Here is a 23705-nt window from a genome sequence, read left to right as displayed (position 1 = left end):
AACAGCGATTGCGCCATGTCCCTGGCGCGCTGTAGCTTTTTGAATTGGCATGGCCCTTTGTGAAGCCGATTCTGGTTTTCGGGGTCATGCGCCAGGATTGCGCCATGACAACGCTTGCCGCCGACCGCGAAATCGAAGCCCTGATGGCGCTTCACCCGAAAGGCTTCGACCTTTCGCTCGACCGCATTTCGCGGCTCCTGGAGCGGCTTGATAATCCGCAGGACCGGCTGCCGCCGGTCATCCACATCGCCGGCACCAATGGTAAGGGTTCGTGCGCGGCCTTTTCACGCGCGCTGCTCGAGGCGGCGGACTACCGCGTCCATGTCCACACCTCGCCGCATCTGGTCAACTGGCACGAGCGCTACCGACTGGCCGCCGATGGCGGCGGCAGGCTGGTCGAGGACAGGGTTTTCGCCGACGCCATCGCGCGCGTCGCCAGGGCCAATGAAGGCGAGACAATCACCGTCTTCGAAATCCTCACCGCCGTCACATTCCTCTTGTTTTCCGAACACCAGGCCGACGCCGCCATCATCGAGGTCGGGCTCGGCGGCCGGCTCGACGCCACAAATGTCATCAAGGAGCCGGCGGTGTCGGTAATCATGCCGGTCTCGCTCGACCACGAAGCCTATCTCGGCGATCGTGTCGAGCTGATCGCTGTCGAAAAAGCCGGCATCATGAAGCGCGGTTGCCCGGTGGTGATTGGTGCGCAGGAAAGCGAGACGGCACTGCAAGCGCTCATCGAAACCGCCGAGCGGCTGGAGTGTCCGACCTTCGTCTATGGGCAGGATTACCTCGCCTATGAGGAAAACGGCCGCATGGTCTACCAGGACGAAGACGGTTTGATGGACCTGCCGCCGCCCCGGTTGCCAGGGCGCCACCAGTTCGCCAACGCGGCCGCAGCGATCGCCGCGGTCAAGGCAGCCGGTTTCGAGATCAGCCATCGCGCCGCCGAAAAGGCGATGATCAATGTCGCCTGGCCCGGCCGCATGCAGAAGCTGGCGCAGGGCCGGTTGGCGGAGCTGGCGCCGAAGGGCGCCGACATCTGGCTCGACGGCGGCCACAATCCGGGTGCCGGTGTGGTGATTGCCGAAGCGCTGGCCGAGCAGGAAGAAAAGAACCCGCGTCCGCTCTTCCTTATCTCCGGCATGATCAACACCAAGGACCAGAGCGGCTATTTCCGTGCCTTCAAGGGCCTCGCCCGGCATGTCTACACGGTGCCGGTGAGCATGAGCGATGCCGGCGTGCCGAATGACGAACTGGCGATCCGCGCGACGGAGGCCGGGCTGACGGCCGAGCCGGTGAGTTCCGTCGCCAATGCGCTAATGCTGCTGCGCGACACCTGGGACGGACCGCCGCCGCGCATCCTGATCGGCGGGTCGCTTTATTTCGTCGGCGCCGTCCTGGCTGAGAACGGCACGCCGCCCACGTGAGGCACCGATTACGCCTAGCGTGGCTAGCGGCGGCTGCAGCCGGAATGTATCCTACCTTGGCTTTCGACCTGCTTCAAAAATCCCACGGTGAGATCAGGTCAAGGCTGGTGGTGTCAAAGTCGCTGAGATTGCGCGTTGCCAGCCGGCCTCCATTCACGCGCGCTATCGCCGCAATCATACCATCGGGAGCTGACATGCCGCGACCTTGGCGCGTCGCGGCCCCCATGATCTCGCCGTAAGCCAAGGCAGCCTCTTCCGTCAGTCCAAAAATCCGGCCGGCAAATCGATGGCGCCATCGGGAAAGTCCCTGTTCCAGCCGATCGGCACGCTCGTCAGGTCGTATTTTTTGAATGCCGAAGGCGATTTCAGCAATCGTCACTGTGGGAAGGGCCAGTTCAGCGTCATTGCGGACAAGCCACGCCCGGACAGCTGGGTCCGGCGCCTTCTTCAGAGTCTCCGAAATCACGTTGGTATCGACGAAAATCAAAGCTCAAGTCCCGAATGAACTCGGCGGCCTTCGCGAATAATTTTCTCCAGATCGATGTCTGCGCCGTTGCTTGCAGTCAGGCTGGCATAGAAAGTGGAAGCGGGTTCACGGCCCGCTTCACGAATCTCGTATGATTCAAGCGCACGTTCCACCACATCGGCTATCGAACGATTTTCACGACGCGCAAGTCTATGAGCCAGGTCGCGTGCTTTCGCGCTACGGACTGAGAGCTGTGGTTCGGCCATTTCAAACTCCCTTTTGGAAGGGATATAGGCCGATCCACCTTTGCCATCAAGATGGCAGTTGATGGCGTGCCATCACAGTGATGGATTCCCAGCGCGCCGATCAGCGGTCAAAGGCGTGTTACTTCAGCTCGATCTCGATAAAAGCGTATTCGCCTTCATTGGCGTTGATGACATCGTGCTCGACGCCCTCCTTGCGGAAATAGGGCGCGCCCTTCTTCATCTCGGCAAAGGATTCGCCGTCCTTGGTCAGCAGCTTCACCTTGCCGTCCATCAGCGGCACGACGACATAGTCGTGGCCGTGGCGGTGCCAGCCGGTGTTCTCACCCGGCGCGAAGCGGTACTCGGTGACGATGACGCGCTCATTGTCGATGAAGACGGTGGCCTTGGCGGATCCGGTCATGGTGTTCTCCTGTCTCCCTCAAGCAGATGACATGGAGTGGCCGGACGCGAGGGCCAGAGCGTGGCAGCGCATGACCCAGAAAATCGGAATCGATTTTCTGAAAGGATCATGCGCCAATCAAACTGCTACAGCGTCCTTTGCGCGTCCAAAGAACGGCGGCGCTGCAGGTGACGCCAACAAAAAAGCCCGGCGCGAGGCCGGGCTTGATGGTCAGGAATTCAGATGGATCAGGCGAGGTTGCCATTGATCCAGTGCGACAGCGCGGTCTTCGGCGCGGCACCCACCTTCATGTCAGCCATTTCGCCGCCCTTGAAGATCATAAGCGTCGGGATCGAGCGCACGCCGAACTGGGCGGCAAGCTCCGGATTCTCGTCGATGTTGAGCTTGGCGATCTTGACCTTGGCGCCAAGTTCGGTGGCGATGTCTTCGAGCGCCGGCGCGATCATCTTGCAGGGGCCGCACCATTCCGCCCAGAAATCGACGACGACCGGTACACTGGCGTCAAGCACGTCGGTCTGGAAGTTGCTCTTGTCGACCTTGACGGTTGCCATATGGGAAAAATCCTTTCGAAAGTTTTTGTCCCACCAAATGTGGTGGTGATCGCGCCCTTCTTCAAGCAGGTGTTGTGTCACGCTCCCGTGAGTCGAGCAAGGGCGTCATCCATGGCACTGGCCGGCAGCTCGATCAGCCGCGGCGCCTCGGTGAACAGCAAGGCCGCCTTGACCGTGCGGCCGGGATAGAGCGGTTGCAGCAAGGCGCGATAGAGCGCGAGCTGGAGCAGGTAGGCCGGCGGCACCTCGGCCAGGGTGGCGGGCGCCGGCCGGTTGGTCTTGTAGTCGACGATCGAGACCGTGTCCGATGTCACCGCCAACCGGTCGATCTTGCCGGAAATCGAGCGTTTTTTGCCCTTTACCTCCAGGCTGCCCATGATCGCGACCTCGGCACGTGACGATGGCGCAAACAACTGACCGAAGCCGGGGTCCGCAAGGATTGATGTGACCGACGTCAGTGCCTTCTCACGCTCCGATGGAGGCCAGTCCGCACCCGTCCGTGCGAGATAGCGTTCCGCCGCACCCTGGCGTTCGGGCTCCGCAATGCCGGGCAACATCTGCAGCAGTTTGTGCAGGGCAAGCCCACGCAGCACCGCAAAGCCCGGCTCGGCATCGGCGTCCAGCACCGGTGACGCTTTGTCGACCACAGCTTCCTTGCCCTCGTCGATCAGCGCCGAGGCACCGGATGGCGACAGCGGGCGCGGTAAATCCTCGAAAGGCGGCAGGGGGCGGAATAAGGTCGCCGGCAATGGCCCGAAAGCATCGGCTTGCCGTACCTGCTCAGCGGAGCTTGGCGCGACCGGCGGCAGCTTCGTGACATGGAAGCGATGCACCGGTTCGCCACCGGCGGGATGCGGACGCTGCTCGCTTTCAGGAGCGCCGATCAGCGCACGGCTGACGATCGAGTGCCAGGTGCCGGCGTTCGGCGCCCGCTTGCCGTGATAGCCGCAGACAATCAGCCGGTCCTCGGCACGGGTCATGCCGACATAGAGCAGCCGGCGGTATTCGTCGTCGGCGAGTTCTCGGGCCCGCGCTGCCGCTGCTTTGGAAAAGCCGTTGGCAACATCGCTGGCCGAGCGCCAGAGATAGCCCTTGCCGTCCCAATTTGCACCGGAGCCATCGAAGGGCATCAGGCGCGGCAGATGCTGGTCGCTGAACGGGGCGGAACCGCCATCGACCAGGAACACGACCGGCGCTTCCAGGCCCTTGGCGGCGTGCACGGTCATGACCCGAACCTCGTCGCGGGTCTGGTCCATCTCGCGCTTGATCTCGGGACCGGCGTTTTCCAGCGTCGATAGGAAGGCTTCCAGCCCCGGCAGGCCGGTCCGCTCCTCGGCAAGGCAGAAACTGAGGAACTCGTCGAGAATGTCACCGGCTTCAGGCCCGAGCCGCGCGATCATCTTGCGGCGCACGCCGTCGCGCGCCAGCAGCCCGGCATAGAATTCAAACACCGGCTTGAACGCGGCCTCATCAGTCCAGGTGTCAAGCCGAGCAACGACCGCCGCCAGTCGCTCGCTGTCGCCGGCGTGGGTGCGCAGCGACGCGATCAACGACAGTCCAGTCGGCCTCTCCGCGGCGAGCGTGAAAAGTGTCTCTTCAGGCAGATCGAAGATCGGGCTGCGCAGCACGGCGGCGAGCGACAGATCGTCCTGCGGCTGGATGAGGAGATGGCCGAGCGCAATCAGGTCCTTGACGGCGATGTGTCCGGGCAGGCTCAGCCGGTCGGCGCCGGCGACCGGAATGTCGCGGCGTTTGAGCGCCCGGGTCAGCGCGTGGACAAAGCGATCGCGCTTGCGCACAAGCACCAGCACGTCACCCGGCCGCAACCGCTTGCCGCGGCCTTCGATGATCTCGCCAGTGCCAATCCAGCCGGCAATGGTGGCGGCGACATTCTCGGCAACGCGTACCGCCGGCGCATGCGCATGGTCGATGGCTTGCGTCCAGTCGTCGGGCTCATCGACGACATCAGCGCCGACCGACGGCCACACCTCGACATAGCCCGGTGCGTCGGTGCGGATCGCCTGGTGGCGCAGCGGATCGGGATCATGGCTGATGCCGCGCCGCACGCTTGCGTCGGCGAAGACGCGGTCGACCGCGGTCAGAACGTCGTCGGTCGAGCGGAACGACCAGGTCAGCTTGAGATCGGCGAAGGACGCCTCGGCGTTGCGAACCCTGCCTGCAAACAACAGCCGGCTGTCGGCGAAGGAGTCCGGGGCAGCACCCTGGAACGAGTAGATCGACTGCTTCTCGTCACCGACGGCGAAGACCGTGCGATGGACCCTGTCGCGAGCGCCAAAGCCGGCAAAGAACTCTTCCGCCAGCCGCTTCACCACTTCCCATTGATCCGGGCTGGTGTCCTGCGCCTCGTCGAGCAGGATATGGTCGATGCCCTGGTCGAGCTTGTATTGCACCCAGGGGCCGGCGTCGGGCCGCGCCAGCAGGTTGACCGTGCGGGTGATCAGGTCATTGAAGTCGAGAAAGCCGCGACTGCGCTTCAGCACCTCGTAACGGGCGATCAGCCAGTCGGCGATGATCAGTGCGGCGCGCGTGCCTTCCAGCATCCGGAACAGGGCCAGCCGGTCGACTGTTTCGATGATGGCTTTGGTCGCCGAGAGATAACGCTCCGCCAGATCCGGCAGCAGGTCGACCAGAGCTTTCTTGAAGGCTTTTGCCGGGTCGTAGGCGTCGCCGTCGGTCTTGAGGAAGGCTCGCGCCAGCAGTTGCAGGCGGCGAATGGGATCGCCCTCGGCGAAAGCCTGGCGCGCATAGGGCAGGATGTTGTTCAGCACCGATCTGGCGTCGGCGGCTTCAGCGGCCTGGGCAAAGCCGGCAAAATAGTCGGGCAGGAAGCCCGGCAACGGCCACACCGAAGCCGCGATGCCTTCGGCGGTCTGGCCGGGGCGAAAATCGAACTCATCGAACAGGGCCTGGAAGCGCGTGCGGTCGCATCCAACCGCGTCGATGAAATTACGCAAGCCGTCGCGCTTGCGCACGATCTCGCCCAGCAAGGCGTCGAGCCCGGCTTCGCCGCCACGGTCGAGAATGGTGGCAAAGGCCTCGGCCAGATCCGCGTCGCCGGCGGCAGTGCCGGAGATCATGTCGCGGCGCGCGGCGGCAAACAGCGACGCCTCCATCTGGCCGTCGAGCATCTCGAAATGAGCCGGGATGTTGGCTTCCAGCGGGAACTGGTGCAGCACCGATTCGCAGAAGGCATGGATAGTCTGGATCTTCAGCCCACCGGGTGTTTCCAGCGCCTCGGCAAACAGGCGCCGCGCCCGGCGCATGGTCTCGAGATCGGGCCGCCGGCCTTCCAGCGCCTCGACCTTCGACGCCAGATCCGTGTCACCCAATGTCGTCCATTCCGACAGCGTTGAAAAAACCCGGTTCGACATGTTGGCGGCGGCGGCGCGCGTGTAGGTCAGGCACAGGATCTTCGACGGATCGGTGCCGCGCAGCAGCAGCCGGATGACACGCTGGGCCAGCACATGGGTCTTGCCGGAGCCGGCGTTCGCCGACACCCAGGCGGAATTCTGAGGGTCGGCGGCGCGGGCCTGGCTGGTCGCGGTGTCGCTGGGGATGGGATAGGCCTTCTTCATGCCTCCCCTCCCTCGTCACCGGCATCGCCGCCGGCCGACCATTCGAGCACGCGGGCAAGGTGGTCGTAGTCGCCATCGGTCTCGCCTTCGCGAAACGGCAGCGCGCGCGACAGATAGCTGGTCGCCGGGTCGGCATAGTGAATCAACAGCTTCTCCAGCCGCGCCCAGGCCTCTTCGGCAAGATCGGTGGCGGTGCGCGGCTGGCGGTTGTGTTCGAGGATCGATTCCTCGAACACCTCGCCATTCGGCTTCAACCGCACGAAAGCCAGCTGCGACGGTTCGCGCGCGCCCAAATCCTTGAAGGCGCCGCGCCTGAGCAGCGCACCCTCCAGCGCCAGCTGCGGCGCAAGCAGCGTGTGCGCCTGCGCCTTGGACGGCGAGGAACCGGTCTTGTAGTCCAGTATGTCAGCCATGCCGCCGGCCAGCAGGTCGACGCGGTCGGCATAGCCGGACAGCGTCACACCGGATTGGCCAACAACGGTCTTGCCGGCGCGCTCCTCGGCATGCCGCCGGATCACCGCGTCGGCGCGCGTGCGCTCCCACTCGATGATGTTGGCGGCGAGTTTTTCGAAGCGCGGCCACCACACCGCCTCGACATCGGCCGGAAGTGAAGCTTCGGCAAAACAGGCGCTGCCAGCGGCGATGAGGCCGGCGAGCGCGTCGGGCGCGCGCGGATCGGCGACGCGCGCCGAGAACAGGTGCAGGATGGCATGGAACAGCGTGCCGCGCTCGGCGGCTCCGGGATCGCGAATGACCGGATCGAGCGGCATCAGGCCGAGAATCCGTCTGGCATAGACGGCGTAGGGATCCCGGCGCAGCGTCTCGATCTCGGTGACCGAGAAATGGCCTGGACGGACGGACAGTGGCGGTTTCGGTTGCGGTCGCGGCGCGAAATCCTGTCTCGGGCCGGTATCGAGCGCGCGTGCCCAGGCGAGCAGCTCGTCGCCACGCCGGCGCAGCGCCGCCGCCTGGTCATTACCTATGAAAGTGAGTAGGCGCTGCAGCCAGCGTGACGGCACGGCGGGGGCGTCGCCGGCGCGTGCCGAGCGGGCCAGCACCACCTTCCTGGCGCCCATCGCCATCTGGAAATCATGCGCGGCAAGGCCGATACGCCGCTCGGGCGGTTCGAGGTCGATGCCGGTCTTCATCAGCCGCGACATGAAGCGGTCGCTCTCCGGCTTGCGCGGCCATACGCCCTCATTGAGCCCGCCGATGACCAGCGTATCGACCGTCTGCAACCGGGCTTCCAGCGCGCCCCAGATGGCGATGTTCCTGTCGGTGCCTTGCGCCGGCTTGACCGTTTCGGCCGCGATCAGCGCCGCCATCACGTCGGGCCACTCGTTGCCCGCGAACGACAAGGGTGCCGAAGCCGCGACCAGCCCGCGCAGCAGTTCGGCAAGCTTTTCACCGGCGTCACCGGCATAGAGCTCGCCAAGGCCGCCATCGGCGGTGCGGCCGAGATTTTCGAGTGCGACGACACTGGCCCTGACCAAAGCGGCAAGGTCGGCGTCCGCCTGGCCACGGAAAGCCGCGAGCGGCGCCAGCGCCAGCTTGAGACGTTCGAGCAAATTCCGCGCGCTTTCGATTGAACGCACGGTCAGCCGGGAAAACCAGAAGGGCGGGCGGTTGCCGCTGCCGAGGCCGGTGAGGCGGGCCTCGAACAGTTCCGGTAGCGAAACGATGTCCGGGCGGCCTGTGCCGCCACGCAGCGCCACCAGTTCGACCAGTTCCGCCGCGTGGCGCACATCAGCCCGTTCGAGGCCAAGCCCGAGCAGCGGATGCTTGAGCAGCGACAGCAGGCCAACCGGATCGCCTGGCCGGAAGACCGCTTCGAGCGCCAGCCTGAGCAGGCTGGCCGCCGGGGTGTTGGCGAGCGGCGTGCCACCGGAATCGTCGGCGACGACGCCGAAGCGCTGGAGCTCGATCGAGACGCGCCGCGCCAGTGCGCGGTCGCCGGTGACGAGAGCCGCCCTTTGGCCGGGTTGTTCGACCGCGCGCTTGAGCGCGACGGCGATGGCGACGGCTTCATCGCGTTCGCTGGCAGCTTCGAGCAAGGTCACCTCGGCGAAGGCGCCGGCAATGTCGGATGCCGAGAAATCGGCACGTGTCTCAGCCCAGAGTTCGGTGGTCTCGGCCGGCCGCAGCGCTTCGCCGACAAGGGCGGCGCGAAGCGCAAGTTGCGGTTCGCCCGCGCTGATCTCCTCGACATCGCCGCGCAGCACGCCGATCTTGGCGATCAACCTGGCGAGGCCATATTGCGGATGGCCGAGCACGGCCGGACGTGCCCCGGGCGCGGCGATTGCCTGGAACGACGCTTCGTCCAGCGTCCGGTCGAGACCGGGCAGCACGATGGCGCCGCCGGGCAGGCGCGCGATCGCGGCAAGCAGTTCTGCCGTGGCGGGGATCGAGCCGGTCGAGCCCGCGGCGATGACCGGCCCGGCGGGCGGATTGCGCTGCAGCCGCGCCGCCTCGGCGCGGATCAGCGCGCTGCGATGCGCGGCCGGATTGGAGCGGTCGCTCTCTTCAAGGAATTTCGGCCAGGCGTCGGTGACGATGCCGAGGAATTCGAGCGTCACCTGCCACCAACCGGCAAGGTTGCCGGTCACCAGATCGGTGAGCTTGGCCCAGTCGGTGCCTTCCGTCTCGATCTCATCCATCAGCCGGGCGAGATCGCGCGCCAGCCAGATCGCGTCGGCGGTGGAGGCCGGGATGACGATCTCCTCGGCAAAAAGGGCGGCGACATGTGCCGGCAACCGGCGTTTCCAGGCGCGCACCAGCGGCGTCAGCAGCAACAGGCGTTCGGTTGCCGCGATCGGCTGTGCGAGATCGATGGCTGCCGATGCCTCGGTCTCGAATGCGGCCTCATCCTCGTCGAACTCGCCGAGTGGCCGGATGACCGGCAGGATCGCCGATCCGCCGCCGCCGCGCGCCGCCAGGCTGTCGACGAACACACCGCGCAAGGCACGCGCGGCACGACGCGTCGGCACATAGATGGTGACATCGGCCAGAGCGAGCGGGTCACCGTCGAAGCGAAAGCCTGGAACGAGACGGCCGGCAAGCAGCGCCTCGGCAAGCGTCGGCAGAAACGGCGCTCCGGGCGGAATTGAGAAAACGCGGCTTGAGCCGCTCATTGCGACTCGGCTAGCGCGCCGGCGACCGCCGCTTCCGCGAGCGCAATGGCATCAGGCGTACCGACGGTGATCCAGTGGCCATGCATCGGCATACCAAACAGGCGCCCTTCGGCAATGGTCGAATCGAAATAGGCGTTGAGCGAGTGCGGCCCGGCCGGTGCGCCCTTGAACAGGCGCGGATGGACGATCGCCGCACCGGCATAGATCAGCCCCGCCGGATCCCCCTTTGAGCGCCGCAAGCCGCCATCCGGCGCCACCAGGAAATCGGTGCTGCCGCAGTGTCCGGTCGCCTGATGGAGATCCGCCAGCATCAGCAGAATATCCATTTTCGCCGCGTCCCATGCAAGGGCGAGGCGCTGGAGATTGAGGGGACCGTCGTCGATCCAGAAGGTGTCGGCGTTGAGGATGTAGAAGGGTTGCTCGCCCAATTCCGGCAACGCCTTGACGATGCCGCCGGCGGAATCGAGCAGTTGTTCGCTCTCATCGGAAATGACGATCCGTGGCGCGCGGCGGGCGGCGACATGGGCGACGATCTGTTCGGGAAAATAATGGACGTTGACCACGGCCTTGGCGACACCGGCGGCGGCCAGGCTGTCGAGGCTCCAGTCGAGCAACGTCTTGCCGGCGACGCTGACCAGCGGCTTGGGAATGGTGTCGGTGACCGGCCGCATGCGTTTGCCGAGCCCGGCGGCAAGTACGATGGCGGTGTCCGGTCTTGCTGTCACAGCGCTCGCTCCTCCAGCAAACCGTTGGCATTGTAGAAATCCCGCAGGCTGGCCAGCGCCGGATGAGACAAGGCCCGGCGCAGATAATCGCGAATGCGCGGCAGGTGTTTTAGATAATAGGGCTTGCCGTCGCGCTTTTCGAGACGGACGAAGATGCCGAGTATCTTGGAGTTCCGCTGCGCCGCCATGATCGCGTAGGATTCCAGGAAGCTTGCTTCGTCGAAAACACCGGCTGCGTGGCGCGCGGCGACATAGGCATCCAGCGTCTCCCTCTCGATCTCGGGCGACATCGTCACGCGAGCGTCCATGGCGAGCGAGGCGACGTCATAGGCGGACGGGCCGATCAGCGCATCCTGGAAATCGACGATGCCCAGCCGATCGTGGCCGGCGCGATCACCGCGCCAGATGATGTTCGGCGAATGGAAATCGCGCAGCATGAGCGTGACTTCGCGTCCGTGCAGCCGGTCGAGCAGCGCGTTCCATTCCTTGTGGTAGCCGGCGCGCAAGCTGTCGCTTGCCGGGCTGCCCGATATCGCCGGCACGTACCAGTCGACCAGCAGGTCGGCTTCGATCATCATGGCGTCGCGGTCGAAAGGCGGCACGTCGTGGAAGCCGCCCAACCCTGTTTCCAGGCGCTGCGGCCAGGCCCTGACATGCATCATGGCCAGCAGCTCGGCCGCCGCCGCGTAGCGCTCGGCCACCGGCTCGCCATCCCCGCCAAGAAATCCCTGGGAACCAAGGTGTTCAAGAAGCAAAAAACCCTGCTCCTGGTCCTCGGCATGGATTTCCGGAACGCTGACGCCGCCGGCCCTCAAGGCGCGGTCGATGGCGACGAAGGCGGAGACCGACTGGGCGGTGTGCGCGATCTCGGCATAGGGCCTGCCGTCGCGAACCGGCGGGCCGAGCACCAGCCGCGGCGAGTTCATCAGCACTTGCGGCTTCCGGTCCGGCAGCGAAACGATCTCATAGGAGCGGGCCGAAGCATCGCCGATGAAGTGGCGGCGCTGCGCTTCCCCCCAGCCGGCGTTCACGAGAAAGTCGCGCATGGCCAGCGACCGTGCCGCCCGATCGAAGGCAGCACCTTGCCCTGACAATCTCGCCAACCGGCCGTCGCCATGCTGGACGAGTTCGATCAGGACCGTGGTTTTCGGCAGATAGGCCTCCGCCCGTTCCGGCCATTCGACCAAAGCGGCGCCTTGCGCCAGGGCTTCGTCGAAACCAAGCTCGTCGAGTTCGGCCGCCGAGGACAGGCGGTAGAGATCGAAATGATGGACCGGAATGCGGGTGTCGTAGCTCTGCACCAGTGTGAAGGTCGGGCTCGGCACATCGAGGCCGGCATCGTCGGCCAAAGCCCTGATCAAGGCCCGTGCCAGCGTCGACTTGCCGGCGCCGAGATCGCCCTTGAGGGCCAGCACATCACCCGGGCGCAGCGACAGCGCCAGATCTTCGCCCAGCCGTGCTGTCTGTGTCTCGTCGGCGAGTAAACGCTCCAGCACCAATCCCGTCATCGAGCGCGCTACTCGGCCGCGGCACGGATGCCCGGCATGTCGGGAAAGGTGCAGATGACGGTCGTGCCCTTGTCCTTGCCGGTTTCGATGCGAACGCTGCCGCCATGCAGTTCGACAAAGCTCTTGACGATCGACAGGCCGAGGCCGGCGCCACGCCGGCGGCCGCCATTGGCGCGCGGCTCGAAACGGCGGAACACCGAATCGAGCAGGTCCGGCGGCATGCCGGGACCGTCGTCATGAACCGAGAATTCCACCCCGTCCGCCAGATGGCGGCAAGTGAGCCGGATGGTGCTGGCTTCCGGTGCGTAGTTGGCGGCGTTGCTGAGCAGATTGTAGAGGATCTGGCGGACGCGGATCTCATCGCCGTGAAACGTCTTCGGTGCAGCAGCGGCGTCGACCTCGAGCCTGATCGAATGCTCTTCCAGCCGGTCGGCCACCAGTTCGGCCGCGGCCGCGATGGTGCGATCGACCTGCACCTCGGAAATGTCGAGCTGCATGATGCCGGCGTCCACCGTCGCCAGGTCGAGGATGTCGTTGACGATGGTGAGCAGGACCGAGGAGGACGAGCTAACATGCTCGACATATTCACGCTGCTTCTGCGTCAACGGACCGGTCGTGGGCTGCGACAGCAATTCGGTGAAGCCGATGATGTTGGTCAGCGGCGAGCGCAATTCGTAGGAGACGTGCTGGACGAATTCGTTCTTGAGCTGGTCGGATTTTTGCAGCGCCTCGTTCTTGTCCTTCAGCGCCCGTTCGACATTGACGCTGTCGGTGACGTCGACGAAGGTCATCATCACCTGCCCGTTGGGTAACGGGATGATGGCGTAGCTCAGCACATTGCCATTGTTGAGCTCGGTCTGGCCGTGGCGGTCGCGGCGCTCGTCGTCGAAGCCGGTAATGGCGGCAACGAAGCCTGGCCAGGGACTATCCACCGCCTGCCGGTCGCAAAGGTCGCGGATCGTGGACACATGGACGTTGGGCTTGGCCGCCTCGCCGCTCAAACCCCAAAGTGTGGCAAAGGCGGGATTCGACAGCCTGAGCCTGCCGTCGGGGCCGAACACCGCCACGCCTTCGGCAAGATTGTCGAGCGTCTCGCCCTGGACCCGCACCGCTGTCTGGTAGCGGCTCTCGAGGTCCATCTTCTCGGTCAGGTTCTCGAACACCCAGGTGACGCCGCCCTTGGGCTGCGGGTTGGCGACGACGCGGATGGTCTTGCCGTCCGGCAGATGCCACCAATGCTCCTGCGACTCGACAGCGCGATAGGCGCCGAGCAGGCCTTCCTTCCAGCGTCGCCATTCAGGTTGCTCGGCGATCTTGCCCTCGCTGCGCAGCCGGTCGAGCAGCAAGGCATTGTCGGGAGCGCTGTGCAGGAAGCCTGCATCGAGACCCCATAGTTTCTGGAAGGCCTGGTTGAAGAACCGCAGCTTCTCGTCGGTGTCGAAAATGGCGACCGCCGTGTTGAGCTGGTCGAGCGTGTCGGCGTGGCTCCTGACTGTCCGTTCGTATTCGCCGCGAACCGCCTCGATGGCGCTGGTGTCGCAAGCAAGGCCGGCCGAGCCATCGCTGCCCGCGAAATCGGTGACCGCAAACACACGGCGGTCACCTTCGATCACGGTGGAAAGCGACTGCTCGAAGACCGGATGCGTCTTGTGCTGGGCGGCAATCGCATCGCGTGCCTGGCCGCCGAGGAACTCTTTTGCCTCCCGAACCGCGGCTTCGGCATTTTCGGCTTCGACCCCATGGGCATAGGCCCGGTTGACCCACTTCAGCCGGCCATCCTCGCTGCGAAGCCATGCCGGCATGTTCAGCGCGTCGAGCAGGCCGATCATCGTGTCATGGTCGGCGGCCAGCCGCTGGTTCTCGATCTTCAGCCTGGCCTGGCTGCGCTGCGTCTCCGAGAGCGAGACGAAACGCACCAGCACATGTGCCGCGCTCTTGCGGCCATGCACTTCGAGCGGCGCGCCGGCCTGCGATTCGATGACGAGATCGAAGGGTTTGGCCTTTTCGCGCAATCCGGCAACGGCATGTTCAAGCGCCGCCGCCGAACGCGGCATCAGCCAGCGGCCGAAAGCGAGGAAAGCCGCCCGGTCCTCCGGAGCGCCGCTTTCGACGGGCAACGTGCCGATGAGTTCGGGCTTCTTGTTTTCCGCGGCCCAGACGACCACGCGCTGGTCCCGCAGATTGAGCAGCGCCTCGGAGCGGCGGAGCGCCGCGTTGATGTCGGCGAGGCGGCTCCTGAGTTCGACATTCTCGGTCGAGGTGCGGGCTCTTTCGCGGATGAGAACGATGGCCGACAGAAGTGCGGCACCCGTCACGCCGACAAACACGGCAAGCTGCATGACCTCGACGGCGCTCACCGACAATCCGGCGACAGCGGCAGCAGCGGTTTCGGCCTGCGCGGCAGCACCAGCCAAGGGGCCGGCCAGCGCGGAGGTGGCAAGGAAGATTGACGCGCGGGCGCGCCATGACAGGCCTCCGCTTTGCAAAGCGGAGCCGGTGATCCCCGAATCGTCATGGCCGCCGGAAACGGCCCGTCCCGCTCTGTGCGGGTGTTGCCCCGGCATGTCTTGGTCCTCTCCGCCGCCTGAATGCAAGACCGCCCTGATGCGCGCCTCTCTTGAACCCTCTCGGGCTGGAAGCATCGCCGAATCACCTGACAATAACCCCTCGCCGAATCGCCGTGAAGGCGATTGCGCGCAAAAATAGAGCCGGGCGAAAAGTCAATCGCCCGGCCTCAATATCTGGTAGTAATTTTAGCTTTGGTTAATAGCGGTAGTGTTCCGGCTTGAACGGGCCCTGCGGCGTGACGCCGATATAGGCGGCCTGCTCACCGGACAATTCGGTCAGGCGGGCGCCGAGCTTGTCGAGATGCAGGCGCGCGACCTTTTCGTCGAGATGCTTGGGCAGGACATAGACCTGGTTCTCGTACTGGCCGGGCTTGGTGTACAGCTCGATCTGGGCCAGAACCTGGTTGGTGAAGGATGCCGACATGACGAAGCTCGGGTGGCCGGTGGCATTGCCGAGATTGAGCAGCCGGCCTTCCGACAAAAGGATCATCCGCTTGCCGTCCGGGAAGGTGATCATGTCGACCTGCGGCTTGACGTTGGTCCATTTCAGGTTGCGCAGCGACGCCACCTGGATCTCGTTGTCGAAGTGGCCGATGTTGCCGACGATGACCATGTCCTTCATCGAACGCATATGGTCGAGGGTGACGACATCCTTGTTGCCGGTGGTGGTGATGACGATGTCGGCGGTGGGTGCCGCATCTTCCAGCGTCACGACTTCAAAACCGTCCATCGCCGCCTGCAGGGCGCAGATCGGATCGACCTCGGTGACCTTGACGCGGGCGCCGGCGCCCTTGAGCGAGGCCGACGAGCCCTTGCCGACGTCGCCATAGCCGCAGACGACCGCGACCTTGCCGGCCATCATCGTGTCGGTGCCACGGCGGATGCCATCGACCAGCGATTCCTTGCAGCCATATTTGTTGTCGAACTTCGACTTGGTGACCGAGTCGTTGACGTTGATGGCGGGGAAGGGCAGCAGGCCCTTCTTCTGCAACTGGTAGAGCCGGTTGACGCCGGTGGTCGTCTCTTCGGTGACGCCGCGGATCGCCGCCTTCTGCTTGGTGAAGAAGCCTGGCGAAGCCTTCAGGCGCTTCTTGACCTGGGCGTAGAAGTATTCCTCTTCCTCGCTCTGCGGGTTGGACAGCACGTCCTCGCCGGCCTCGGCGCGGGCGCCGATCAGGATGTACATGGTGGCGTCGCCACCATCATCGAGGATCATGTTGGAGAGGCCGCCGTCGGCCCACTGGAAGATCTTGTCGGTGTAGTCCCAGTACTCCTCGAGCGACTCGCCCTTGACGGCAAACACCGGGATGCCGGCTTCGGCGATGGCCGCGGCCGCGTGATCCTGGGTCGAGAAGATGTTGCAGGAGGCCCAGCGGATATCGGCGCCGAGTGCCTTCAGCGTCTCGATCAACACCGCCGTCTGGATGGTCATGTGCAGCGAGCCGGTGATGCGCGCACCCTTGAGCGGCTTCTTGGCACCGAATTCCTCGCGGCAGGCCATCAGGCCCGGCATTTCGGTTTCGGCGATATCGAGTTCCTTGCGGCCCCAGCCGGCAAGCGAGATGTCGGCGACCACATAGTCCTTGCTACCCGTCATGGCAGTGCTCCGATGCGAATGTTGTGCTGCGAATTGGTTGCGGATGCGCCCGCGCCGATCGGCGCGTCGAAGGGCGCGAATAGGCGGCCTGACTAGCAGATCGGCGTGAAGACGACAATGGGATATAAAGAAATCTTTATCCCTGCATGTCTCTCGGACATGCATTGGCTGCGTACCGGATCAGCTTTCCTCGCCAAAGCGGGACGCCACCAACTGTTCCAGCGCGTCGATGACCTGCCGGGCCTCCGGCCCGCTGGCGGTGACGCGGATCGAGTAGCCGGGGCTTGCCGCCAGCATCATCAGGCCCATGATCGACGTGCCGCCGACCTTGACGCCGTCCTTCTCGACATGCACCGAGGCATCGAAGCCACTGGCCAGCTGGACGAACTTCGCCGAGGCGCGCGCGTGCAGGCCGCGCTGGTTGATGATGGGAAAGTCCCTGGTGATCGGATCTTTGGCGATATGATCTTTTTCCGGGGACAGCGCGTTCATTTGCTGCTCAAGAGCTGGCTGGCGACGTTGATGTATTTGCGGCCGGCGGCCTGGGCCTCGTCGAGTGCGGCGGCCATATTGTCGCCCTTGCGGATCGAGGAGAGCTTGATCAGCATCGGCAGGTTCATGCCGGCGATCACCTCGGTGCGGCCGGATTCCATCACCGAGATGGCAAGATTGGACGGCGTGCCGCCGAACATGTCGGTCAGCACGATAACGCCCGCCCCGGTATCGACACGGGCAACCGCGTCGACGATGTCGCGGCGACGCTGCTCCATATCGTCGTCGGCGCCGATCGCCACGGTTTCGAAATTGTCTTGTGGCCCGACGACATGTTCCACGGCATGTCGAAACTCGGCGGCCAGTTGACCGTGCGTTACAAGCACGAGTCCGATCATTCTTTGGTGGCTCCCGTCATCGCCGCTTCACAGGCGCATTTTATGCTCGCCAGCCATTCCAGGCGGCGGGAGCGCTATCTTGTCGACGCGCGGCCCGTTGACAAGCCCAAAATTGCGCAGGCCCATGCCATTTTGACGCATTGCAGCAAAAAAAGCCGGGGCGGATCATAGAAAAGGCGCGATCGACAGCCGCGCCATCACGGCGGGCAAGGCCGTGGCGGCGTTACGCTCGGCAAGGTCGATACGCGGCACTGGGCAGCCTGCGACCGGCTCGCTGATATCCTCCTGGAAACGGGCCATCTCTGCCTTTGGCACCAGCCTCACATGCAGGTCGATCACTCCGCCCGGCTCGAACGGCAGCGGGCGTGGCATGAACCCAGGCACTTCGGCGAGACCGGCGATGGTCGCCGGCACGCGACAGACCAGTCGCCCGGCGCGGGCCGCGGCAAGCAGCCTGTCGTCACCGATCAGCCGTGAGAACAGCCCGCGCGCGCGGCAATGGTCCAAGAGTGTCAGCGCCAGCGTCGTCTTGCCGGCGCCGGACGGCCCGGTGATAAGGACGCCGCGTTCGCCGATCAGGATCGCGGTTCCGTGAATGTTTTCAGGCTGCGCAACTGGATCATGCACGATCTTGCCCGATCATGTTTTTGGATGGAGCATGATCTCTGGACGAACGGAACCGTTCGTCCGAGAAAACCGGTTCCCACTTTTCGGGATCATGCCTGTTGGATGAAGCATGATCTTGTCCGAAAACCGGTTCCCACTTTTCGGGATCATGCCTGTTGGATGAAGCATGATCTTGTCCGAAAACCGGTTCCCACTTTTCGGGATCATGCTTCGGCCGGCAGCGTCACGACAAAGCGCGCGCCCTTGATCTCGCCGGGTTTGGTGCCGGGGATGTTCTCGGCGGTCAGGGTGCCGCCATGGGCCTCGACGATCTGCCTGGATATCGACAGGCCAAGGCCCGAATTCTGGCCGAACGCCTCGCCGGCCGGCCGGTCGGTGTAGAAGCGTTCGAAGATGCGGTCGATGTTGTCGGCGCGGATGCCGGGACCATTGTCGTCGATGGTGACGATGTTGAACTTGCCGGCGCGCGCCAGCGACAGGGTGATGTGGCCATGGTCCTCGGGAACGAAGGAACGGGCGTTCTCGATCAAATTGGTGATGACCTGGCCGATGCGCAGATCATGGCCGACGACGACGTAGCCTTTGACGCCCTGCGGCAGTTTGGCGACCTTGAACTCGATCTCGACCGCCTTCTTGTTGCGCGTGGCTTCACGCGAAACGGCGACCAGATCGGTGATGAATTTCTTCAAATCGACGGTCCCGGCATCTTCACGCGCGAGCTCCGCATCAAGGCGCGAGGCGTCGGAAATATCGGTGATAAGCCGGTCCAGCCGCCTGACATCGTGCTGGATGATGTCCATCAGCCGGCCGCGCGAATCGTCGTTCTTGGCCAGCGGCAAGGTCTCCACCGCGCTGCGCAGCGATGTCAGCGGGTTCTTCAATTCATGCGACACGTCAGCCGCAAAGCTTTCGATCGCCTCGATGCGGGCGTAGAGCGCGTTGGTCATGTCGCGTATGGCGATCGACAGATTACCGATCTCGTCCTGACGGTCGGAAAAGTCGGGGATTTCCTCGCGGCTCTTGACGCCGCGCCGCACGCGCACCGCCGCCGCCGACAGCCGGCGCAGCGGATTGGCGATGGTGGAGGCGAGCAGCATCGACAGGATGGCGGTGACCAGGGCCGCGATGCCGAAGACACGCAGGATCGCCTTGCGCTCGGCGGCGACGATCTTGTCGATGTCGCCGCCTTCGGTCGACAGCATCAGCACGCCGAGAACGGCGCGGAAGCGTTGGATCGGCACCGCCACGGAAACGATCTGCTCGCCCTGTTCCGAGATGCGCACGATGGTCGACGGGCTGCCGGTGAGCGCCTTGACCACTTCAGGGAAAGTGGCGCCATTGCCGCCCGGCTGCTCGTGATAGACCGGCAGTTCGGTGTTGCGGAAAAAGTCGAAGACGAATTTCTGGATGCGCTCGACCAGATCGGGTTCTTCCTCGTCGACCGGCGGCAGGTCGTAGCGCAGGATCTGGCCGCGCGAATAGAGATGGCGTGAATCGAGCAGCAGATTGGCGTCGCGGTCATAGATGCGGGCGCGGGTCCGGGTTGGCGAGATCAGCCTTCTCAGCACCGGCGCGACGCGCTCCGGATTGATCGGGAAGTCGAGATTGTCGAGCTGGTCGGAGCCCGGTCCCAGGCTTTCGCCGGCCTGCAGCTCAAGCAGCTTTTCCGGGTCGATGCTGATCGAATCCGTCTCGACCGTCGCCGATGCGGCGATGGCGCCGGCGATGATCTCGCCCTGGGTCATCAGGCTCTCGACGCGGGCGTCGATCAGCCCGTCGCGGAAGGTGTTGAGATAGAGGATGCCGGTTACCAGGACGGCAAGGCCGGCAAGGTTGAGGAAGAGGATACGCCGCGTCAGGCTGGAAAAGATATGATGGCCGAGGAAGCGGCGCATCGGCACCGTGATCTTCGACACGAAGGACGGCATGATCCGCGACGGCCGCCTCGAGGCGCCCGCCGGTCTTGTTCGCTGTGCCTCGACTGCCATCGAATAGCAGCTCCCGCCTAGTCTTTAGTTAGATGCATGTCGTTGCCCCAAAACCGGGACCACTTTTGGGCGACATGCATCAGCTCACGCCTCGCGGAACCGGTATCCGACTCCGTAAAGGGTTTCGATCATCTCGAAGTCGTCGTCGACGGCCTTGAACTTCTTGCGCAGCCGCTTGATATGGCTGTCGATGGTCCGGTCGTCGACATAGACCTGTTCATCATAGGCCGAATCCATCAGCGCATCACGGCTTTTTACGACACCGGGACGCTGCGCCAGCGAATGCAGGATCAGGAACTCGGTGACGGTCAGCGTCACCGGCTCGCCCTTCCAGGTGCAGGTATGGCGCTCCTGGTCCATGACGAGCTGGCCGCGCTCGAGCGAGCGGGCCTGCTGGCTGGGTGTCTTGGCCGCAGCCTCGCGGGCACTGGCACGGCGCAGCACGGCGCGCACCCGCTCGACCAGCAGACGCTGCGAGAACGGTTTGCGGATGAAATCGTCGGCGCCCATCTTGAGGCCGAACAATTCGTCGATCTCGTCATCCTTGGAAGTCAGGAAGATCACCGGAAGGTCGGACTTCTGGCGCATCCGGCGCAGCAGTTCCATGCCGTCCATGCGCGGCATCTTGATGTCGAGGATGGCAAGGTTCGGCGGGCGTGCCGCCAGTCCTTCCAGCGCTGACGCACCATCCGTGTAGGTCTCGACGCGATACCCCTCGGATTCGAGGGCGATCGACACCGATGTCAGAATGTTGCGGTCGTCATCGACAAGCGCGATTGTTGCCATTTCAAGCGGCTCCCTCATGAGCTGTCCCTTCTTTCGTAGAGAAGGGGCTTTTGCAGGACAAATTAGGTACAAAATGTGGCATAGGCCTTGTCCGCTGTCACGCGCGGCATGCCGGCGGCCACAATCCTACCTCGATATGGATTGGACGAACGAACATCGCCAATCCTTTGGGCAACCGCGAAACTTTTTGCACATATAAACGATTTAAACAACTTTCAAAATATTTAAATCGATTAATGATTTGATATCATTTGGCTTTTCTGGTTCTGACCATCTCAGCCTGCGGTGCGGGCATGCCGGAAAGGTGCCGGCAAAGATGCGGCAAATCCAAGAAGGGACACCCATGTCGGAAGTCGGCAAACGCAATTCTGCCTGTGCGATCGATCATATCGGCCTGAAAACCACCGGCGTGGTGCGTTATAATTTCGGTGCGGCTGCTCTTTATGAGGAATCGATCCGGCGCGGCGAAGCCCGGTTGACCGCCCATGGCGCGCTGGTCGCCGAGACCGGCCAGCACACCGGCCGCTCGCCCAAGGACAAGTTCGTCGTCCGCGATGGCGCCACAGAACCGCATGTCTGGTGGGACAACAACAAGGCGATCTCGCCGGCCCAGTTCGACACGCTGCTTGCCGATTTCCAAGCGCATGCCGCGGACAAGGATCTTTACGTCCAGGATCTGGTCGGCGGCGCCGATGCGGAGCTGAAGCTGCCCACCAGGGTGATCACCGAATTTGCCTGGCACTCGCTGTTCATCCGCAATCTGCTCATCCGTCCGGATGCCGCCGAGCTCGAGCATTTCGTGCCTGACATGACGATCATCGACCTGCCGTCCTTCCGCGCCGATCCCGTCCGCCACGGCAGCCGCACCGAAACGGTGATCGCCGTGGATCTTTCGCGCAAGATCGTGCTGATCGGCGGCACCTCCTATGCCGGCGAGATGAAGAAGTCGGTGTTCACCATGCTCAACTATCTGTTGCCGGCGAAAGGCGTGATGCCGATGCATTGCTCGGCCAATGAGGGTGCGGCCGGCGACGCCGCCATCTTCTTCGGCCTGTCGGGCACCGGCAAGACGACGCTCTCGGCCGATCCCTCACGCACGCTGATCGGCGACGACGAGCATGGCTGGGGGCCGCACGGCATCTTCAATTTCGAAGGCGGCTGCTACGCCAAGACGATCAAGCTGTCGGCGGAAGCCGAGCCGGAAATCTTTGCCACCACGCAGCGCTTCGGCACCGTGCTGGAAAATGTCGTGCTCGACGCTGATGGCGTGCCGGATTTCAACGACGGAAGGCTGACCGAGAACACACGCTGCGCCTACCCGTTGGACTTCATCCCCAACGCCAGCAAGACCGGGCGCGCCAATCATCCGAAGAACATCATCATGCTGACCGCCGATGCGTTCGGGGTGATGCCGCCGATCGCGCGGCTGACCCCGGCGCAGGCGATGTATCATTTCCTCTCCGGCTACACCGCCAAGGTGGCCGGAACCGAAAAGGGCGTAACCGAGCCCGAAGCGACGTTTTCGACCTGTTTCGGCGCGCCGTTCATGCCGCGCCATCCATCGGAATACGGCAATCTGCTGCGCGAACTGATTGCCCGCCATGACGCCGATTGCTGGCTGGTCAACACCGGCTGGACCGGCGGCGCCTACGGCACCGGCAAGCGCATGCCGATCAAGGCGACGCGGGCCTTGCTTGCCGCCGCACTCGACGGCTCGCTGAAGACGGCCGAGTTCCGCACCGATGCCCATTTCGGTTTCGAGGTGCCGGTGGCGGTTCGAGGCGTCGACAGCGCTATTCTCGACCCGCGCTCGACCTGGGCCGACAAGGCCGGCTATGACCGGCAGGCGGCAAAACTGGTCGGCATGTTCGCCGTCAACTTCGAGAAATTCGAAAGCCATGTCGACGCCGTGGTGCTGGGGGCGGCGCCGCGCATGCAGGAAGCGGCGGAGTAATCGCGCCATCGGACTCAGCTGTCGTTGAAAGGCCCGGTTTCGATCGGGCCTTTTCTTTTTTGATCTGCCGCGCCATGACTGCGGCATGGCGAGCGACGACAACATCATCATATCAGGCGATGCGGTGATCTACCCGGGCGACCTGCACGAGGACTTCATCCGCTCGTCCGGTCCCGGCGGCCAGAACGTCAACAAGGTAGCGACAGCGGTGCAGCTGCGCTTCGATGCGGCCAACGCAACGGGCCTGTCGGAGCGCGTGCGCGAGCGGACGATCAAGCTTGCCGGCCAGCGTGCCACCAAGGACGGTGTCATCGTCATCGAGGCAGGTCGCTTCCGCACCCAGGAACAGAACCGGGCGGACGCTCGGGCACGGCTTACGGCACTGGTCGCCAAGGCCGCCGAACCGCCGCCGCCGCCGCGCAAGAAGACGCGGCCATCGAAAGGCGCGGTGGAGCGGCGGCTGAAGAGCAAGGCCGGACGCGGCACGATCAAGAAACTGCGCGGCCGAGTGGAGAACGATTAAGCACCACACCAATCGCGCGCACAAAACGACTTCCCATTTTGAACCGCAGATGCAAGGTTCCACCATTGCCATAGCAAGGGAGACCAAAGATGGGCATGTTCGATTTCGTCAAGAGCGTCGGCAAGAAACTGGGCATCGGCGGCGACGAAGAAGCCGCACCCACGGCCGACACACTCAAGAAGGAACTCGATTCGCACAAGCTCGGCACCGATGGCGTCGAGGTCGTCGTCAAGGGCGACACGGCGGTGCTGAAGGGTGTGGTCAAGGATCAGTCGATCTTCGAAAAGGCGGTCATCGCCGTCGGCAACACGCTCGGCGTCTCCAAGGTGCAGGCGGACGAGCTGCAGGTCGCCCCAGAGGCAGGCACGGCCGCTGCCCCGGCCAAGGAGCCAACTTTCTACACCGTCCAGAAGGGTGACAATCTCTGGAAGATCGCCGAGAAGAGCTACGGCAAGGGCAAGGGCGCGAAGAACACGGTCATCTTCGAGGCCAACAAGCCGATGCTGACCCATCCCGACAAGATCTATCCGGGCCAGGTGCTGCGCATTCCAGATCTCGCCTGATCGGGGCGACTGCCAATTTGCCAAGAGCAATTCCAGGAAAAGTGTGAAACGGTTTTCCCGGGAAAAGCGCATAGCGCTTTCCCTTGGGAATTGTGTTAAACAAAGAGGTAGAACGGCGGCTTTCGGGTCGCCGTTTT

At 64.0% G+C, this 23705-nt stretch carries 21 protein-coding genes; 6 read left to right on the top strand and 15 right to left on the bottom strand.

The window, feature by feature from the left end; all coding sequences use genetic code 11:
* Window positions 1–104 precede the first annotated feature (104 nt).
* Entirely contained in the window at window positions 105–1430 is a 1326-nt protein-coding gene (locus FCU66_RS14390; protein WP_136616476.1) for a bifunctional folylpolyglutamate synthase/dihydrofolate synthase, read from the top strand.
* Window positions 1431–1503: 73 nt separating this feature from the next.
* On the opposite strand, the gene FCU66_RS14385 is transcribed toward FCU66_RS14390, so the two are convergent.
* From FCU66_RS14385 to FCU66_RS14375, 3 genes are all read right to left on the bottom strand, one after another.
* Window positions 1504–1917, bottom strand: coding sequence for a type II toxin-antitoxin system VapC family toxin (locus FCU66_RS14385; RefSeq protein WP_136616477.1), 414 nt, complete (start codon window positions 1915–1917; stop codon window positions 1504–1506).
* Window positions 1914–2162: a type II toxin-antitoxin system VapB family antitoxin gene (locus FCU66_RS14380; RefSeq protein WP_136616478.1), complete on the bottom strand. Its 249-nt coding sequence runs from the start codon at window positions 2160–2162 to the stop codon at window positions 1914–1916. The genes FCU66_RS14385 and FCU66_RS14380 overlap by 4 nt, the downstream gene beginning before the upstream one ends.
* 118 nt (window positions 2163–2280) lie before the next feature.
* Entirely contained in the window at window positions 2281–2562 is a 282-nt protein-coding gene (locus FCU66_RS14375) for a cupin domain-containing protein (RefSeq protein WP_013528325.1), read from the bottom strand.
* A gap of 70 nt (window positions 2563–2632) precedes the next feature.
* Between FCU66_RS14375 and FCU66_RS41125 the strand changes: the two genes are divergently transcribed.
* A complete protein-coding gene (locus tag FCU66_RS41125; protein ID WP_168991747.1) occupies window positions 2633–2809 on the top strand; it encodes a hypothetical protein in 177 nt (58 codons plus the stop codon).
* Here the strand turns inward: FCU66_RS41125 and trxA are convergent.
* From trxA to FCU66_RS14330, 9 genes are all read right to left on the bottom strand, one after another.
* Window positions 2790–3113 (bottom strand): thioredoxin, encoded by a 324-nt coding sequence (gene trxA / locus FCU66_RS14370; protein WP_056589334.1) that lies wholly within the window; start codon window positions 3111–3113, stop codon window positions 2790–2792. The genes FCU66_RS41125 and trxA overlap by 20 nt on opposite strands.
* Window positions 3114–3190: 77 nt before the next feature.
* A complete protein-coding gene (addA, locus tag FCU66_RS14365) occupies window positions 3191–6709 on the bottom strand; it encodes a double-strand break repair helicase AddA (protein ID WP_136616479.1) in 3519 nt (1172 codons plus the stop codon).
* The gene (gene addB / locus FCU66_RS14360; RefSeq protein WP_136616480.1) at window positions 6706–9840 is read right to left on the bottom strand and encodes a double-strand break repair protein AddB; all 3135 of its coding nucleotides are present in this window, start codon (window positions 9838–9840) and stop codon (window positions 6706–6708) included. The genes addA and addB overlap by 4 nt, the downstream gene beginning before the upstream one ends.
* Window positions 9837–10565: a nucleotidyltransferase family protein gene (locus FCU66_RS14355; protein ID WP_136616481.1), complete on the bottom strand. Its 729-nt coding sequence runs from the start codon at window positions 10563–10565 to the stop codon at window positions 9837–9839. The genes addB and FCU66_RS14355 overlap by 4 nt, the downstream gene beginning before the upstream one ends.
* The gene (tsaE, locus tag FCU66_RS14350; protein ID WP_136616482.1) at window positions 10562–12073 is read right to left on the bottom strand and encodes a tRNA (adenosine(37)-N6)-threonylcarbamoyltransferase complex ATPase subunit type 1 TsaE; all 1512 of its coding nucleotides are present in this window, start codon (window positions 12071–12073) and stop codon (window positions 10562–10564) included. The genes FCU66_RS14355 and tsaE overlap by 4 nt, the downstream gene beginning before the upstream one ends.
* An 8-nt stretch (window positions 12074–12081) precedes the next feature.
* The gene (locus tag FCU66_RS14345; RefSeq protein ID WP_136616483.1) at window positions 12082–14637 is read right to left on the bottom strand and encodes a sensor histidine kinase; all 2556 of its coding nucleotides are present in this window, start codon (window positions 14635–14637) and stop codon (window positions 12082–12084) included.
* A 199-nt stretch (window positions 14638–14836) separates the two neighbouring features.
* Window positions 14837–16237 carry an adenosylhomocysteinase gene (gene ahcY / locus FCU66_RS14340; RefSeq protein ID WP_109666963.1) on the bottom strand — a complete coding sequence of 467 codons (1401 nt, stop codon included), beginning with the start codon at window positions 16235–16237 and terminating at the stop codon, window positions 14837–14839.
* Window positions 16238–16417: 180 nt separating this feature from the next.
* On the bottom strand, window positions 16418–16729 hold the full coding sequence (locus FCU66_RS14335; protein ID WP_056589312.1) for an HPr family phosphocarrier protein: 312 nt from the start codon (window positions 16727–16729) through the stop codon (window positions 16418–16420).
* A complete protein-coding gene (locus tag FCU66_RS14330) occupies window positions 16726–17127 on the bottom strand; it encodes a PTS sugar transporter subunit IIA (protein WP_023761135.1) in 402 nt (133 codons plus the stop codon). The genes FCU66_RS14335 and FCU66_RS14330 overlap by 4 nt, the downstream gene beginning before the upstream one ends.
* Here FCU66_RS14330 and FCU66_RS41120 point away from each other — a divergent pair.
* A complete protein-coding gene (locus FCU66_RS41120) occupies window positions 17062–17298 on the top strand; it encodes a hypothetical protein (RefSeq protein ID WP_168992252.1) in 237 nt (78 codons plus the stop codon). The two genes, FCU66_RS14330 and FCU66_RS41120, sit on opposite strands and share 66 nt — an antisense overlap.
* Here the strand turns inward: FCU66_RS41120 and FCU66_RS14320 are convergent.
* From FCU66_RS14320 to FCU66_RS14305, 3 genes are all read right to left on the bottom strand, one after another.
* Complete coding sequence (locus FCU66_RS14320; protein WP_136616485.1) at window positions 17293–17754, bottom strand: HPr kinase/phosphorylase; 462 nt, start codon at window positions 17752–17754, stop codon at window positions 17293–17295. The genes FCU66_RS41120 and FCU66_RS14320 overlap by 6 nt on opposite strands.
* A 203-nt stretch (window positions 17755–17957) precedes the next feature.
* Window positions 17958–19742 carry a sensor histidine kinase gene (locus FCU66_RS14315; protein WP_127265054.1) on the bottom strand — a complete coding sequence of 595 codons (1785 nt, stop codon included), beginning with the start codon at window positions 19740–19742 and terminating at the stop codon, window positions 17958–17960.
* An 84-nt stretch (window positions 19743–19826) separates the two neighbouring features.
* Complete coding sequence (locus FCU66_RS14305) at window positions 19827–20528, bottom strand: response regulator transcription factor (RefSeq protein ID WP_013528337.1); 702 nt, start codon at window positions 20526–20528, stop codon at window positions 19827–19829.
* Between the two features lie 343 nt (window positions 20529–20871).
* Here FCU66_RS14305 and FCU66_RS14300 point away from each other — a divergent pair, with 343 nt between their 5' ends.
* The 3 genes from FCU66_RS14300 (at window position 20872) to lysM (ending at window position 23568) form a co-directional block, all read left to right on the top strand.
* A complete protein-coding gene (locus tag FCU66_RS14300) occupies window positions 20872–22482 on the top strand; it encodes a phosphoenolpyruvate carboxykinase (RefSeq protein ID WP_136616486.1) in 1611 nt (536 codons plus the stop codon).
* A gap of 85 nt (window positions 22483–22567) precedes the next feature.
* The gene (arfB, locus tag FCU66_RS14295; RefSeq protein WP_109666974.1) at window positions 22568–23005 is read left to right on the top strand and encodes an alternative ribosome rescue aminoacyl-tRNA hydrolase ArfB; all 438 of its coding nucleotides are present in this window, start codon (window positions 22568–22570) and stop codon (window positions 23003–23005) included.
* 89 nt (window positions 23006–23094) lie between these two features.
* On the top strand, window positions 23095–23568 hold the full coding sequence (lysM, locus tag FCU66_RS14290) for a peptidoglycan-binding protein LysM (protein WP_136616487.1): 474 nt from the start codon (window positions 23095–23097) through the stop codon (window positions 23566–23568).
* Window positions 23569–23705: the final 137 nt, after the last annotated feature.

The sequence above is a fragment of the Mesorhizobium norvegicum genome (genome assembly GCF_004919685.1).
Lineage (GTDB): Bacteria > Pseudomonadota > Alphaproteobacteria > Rhizobiales > Rhizobiaceae > Mesorhizobium > Mesorhizobium norvegicum.
This window is presented reverse-complemented; position numbering and strand designations above follow the sequence as displayed.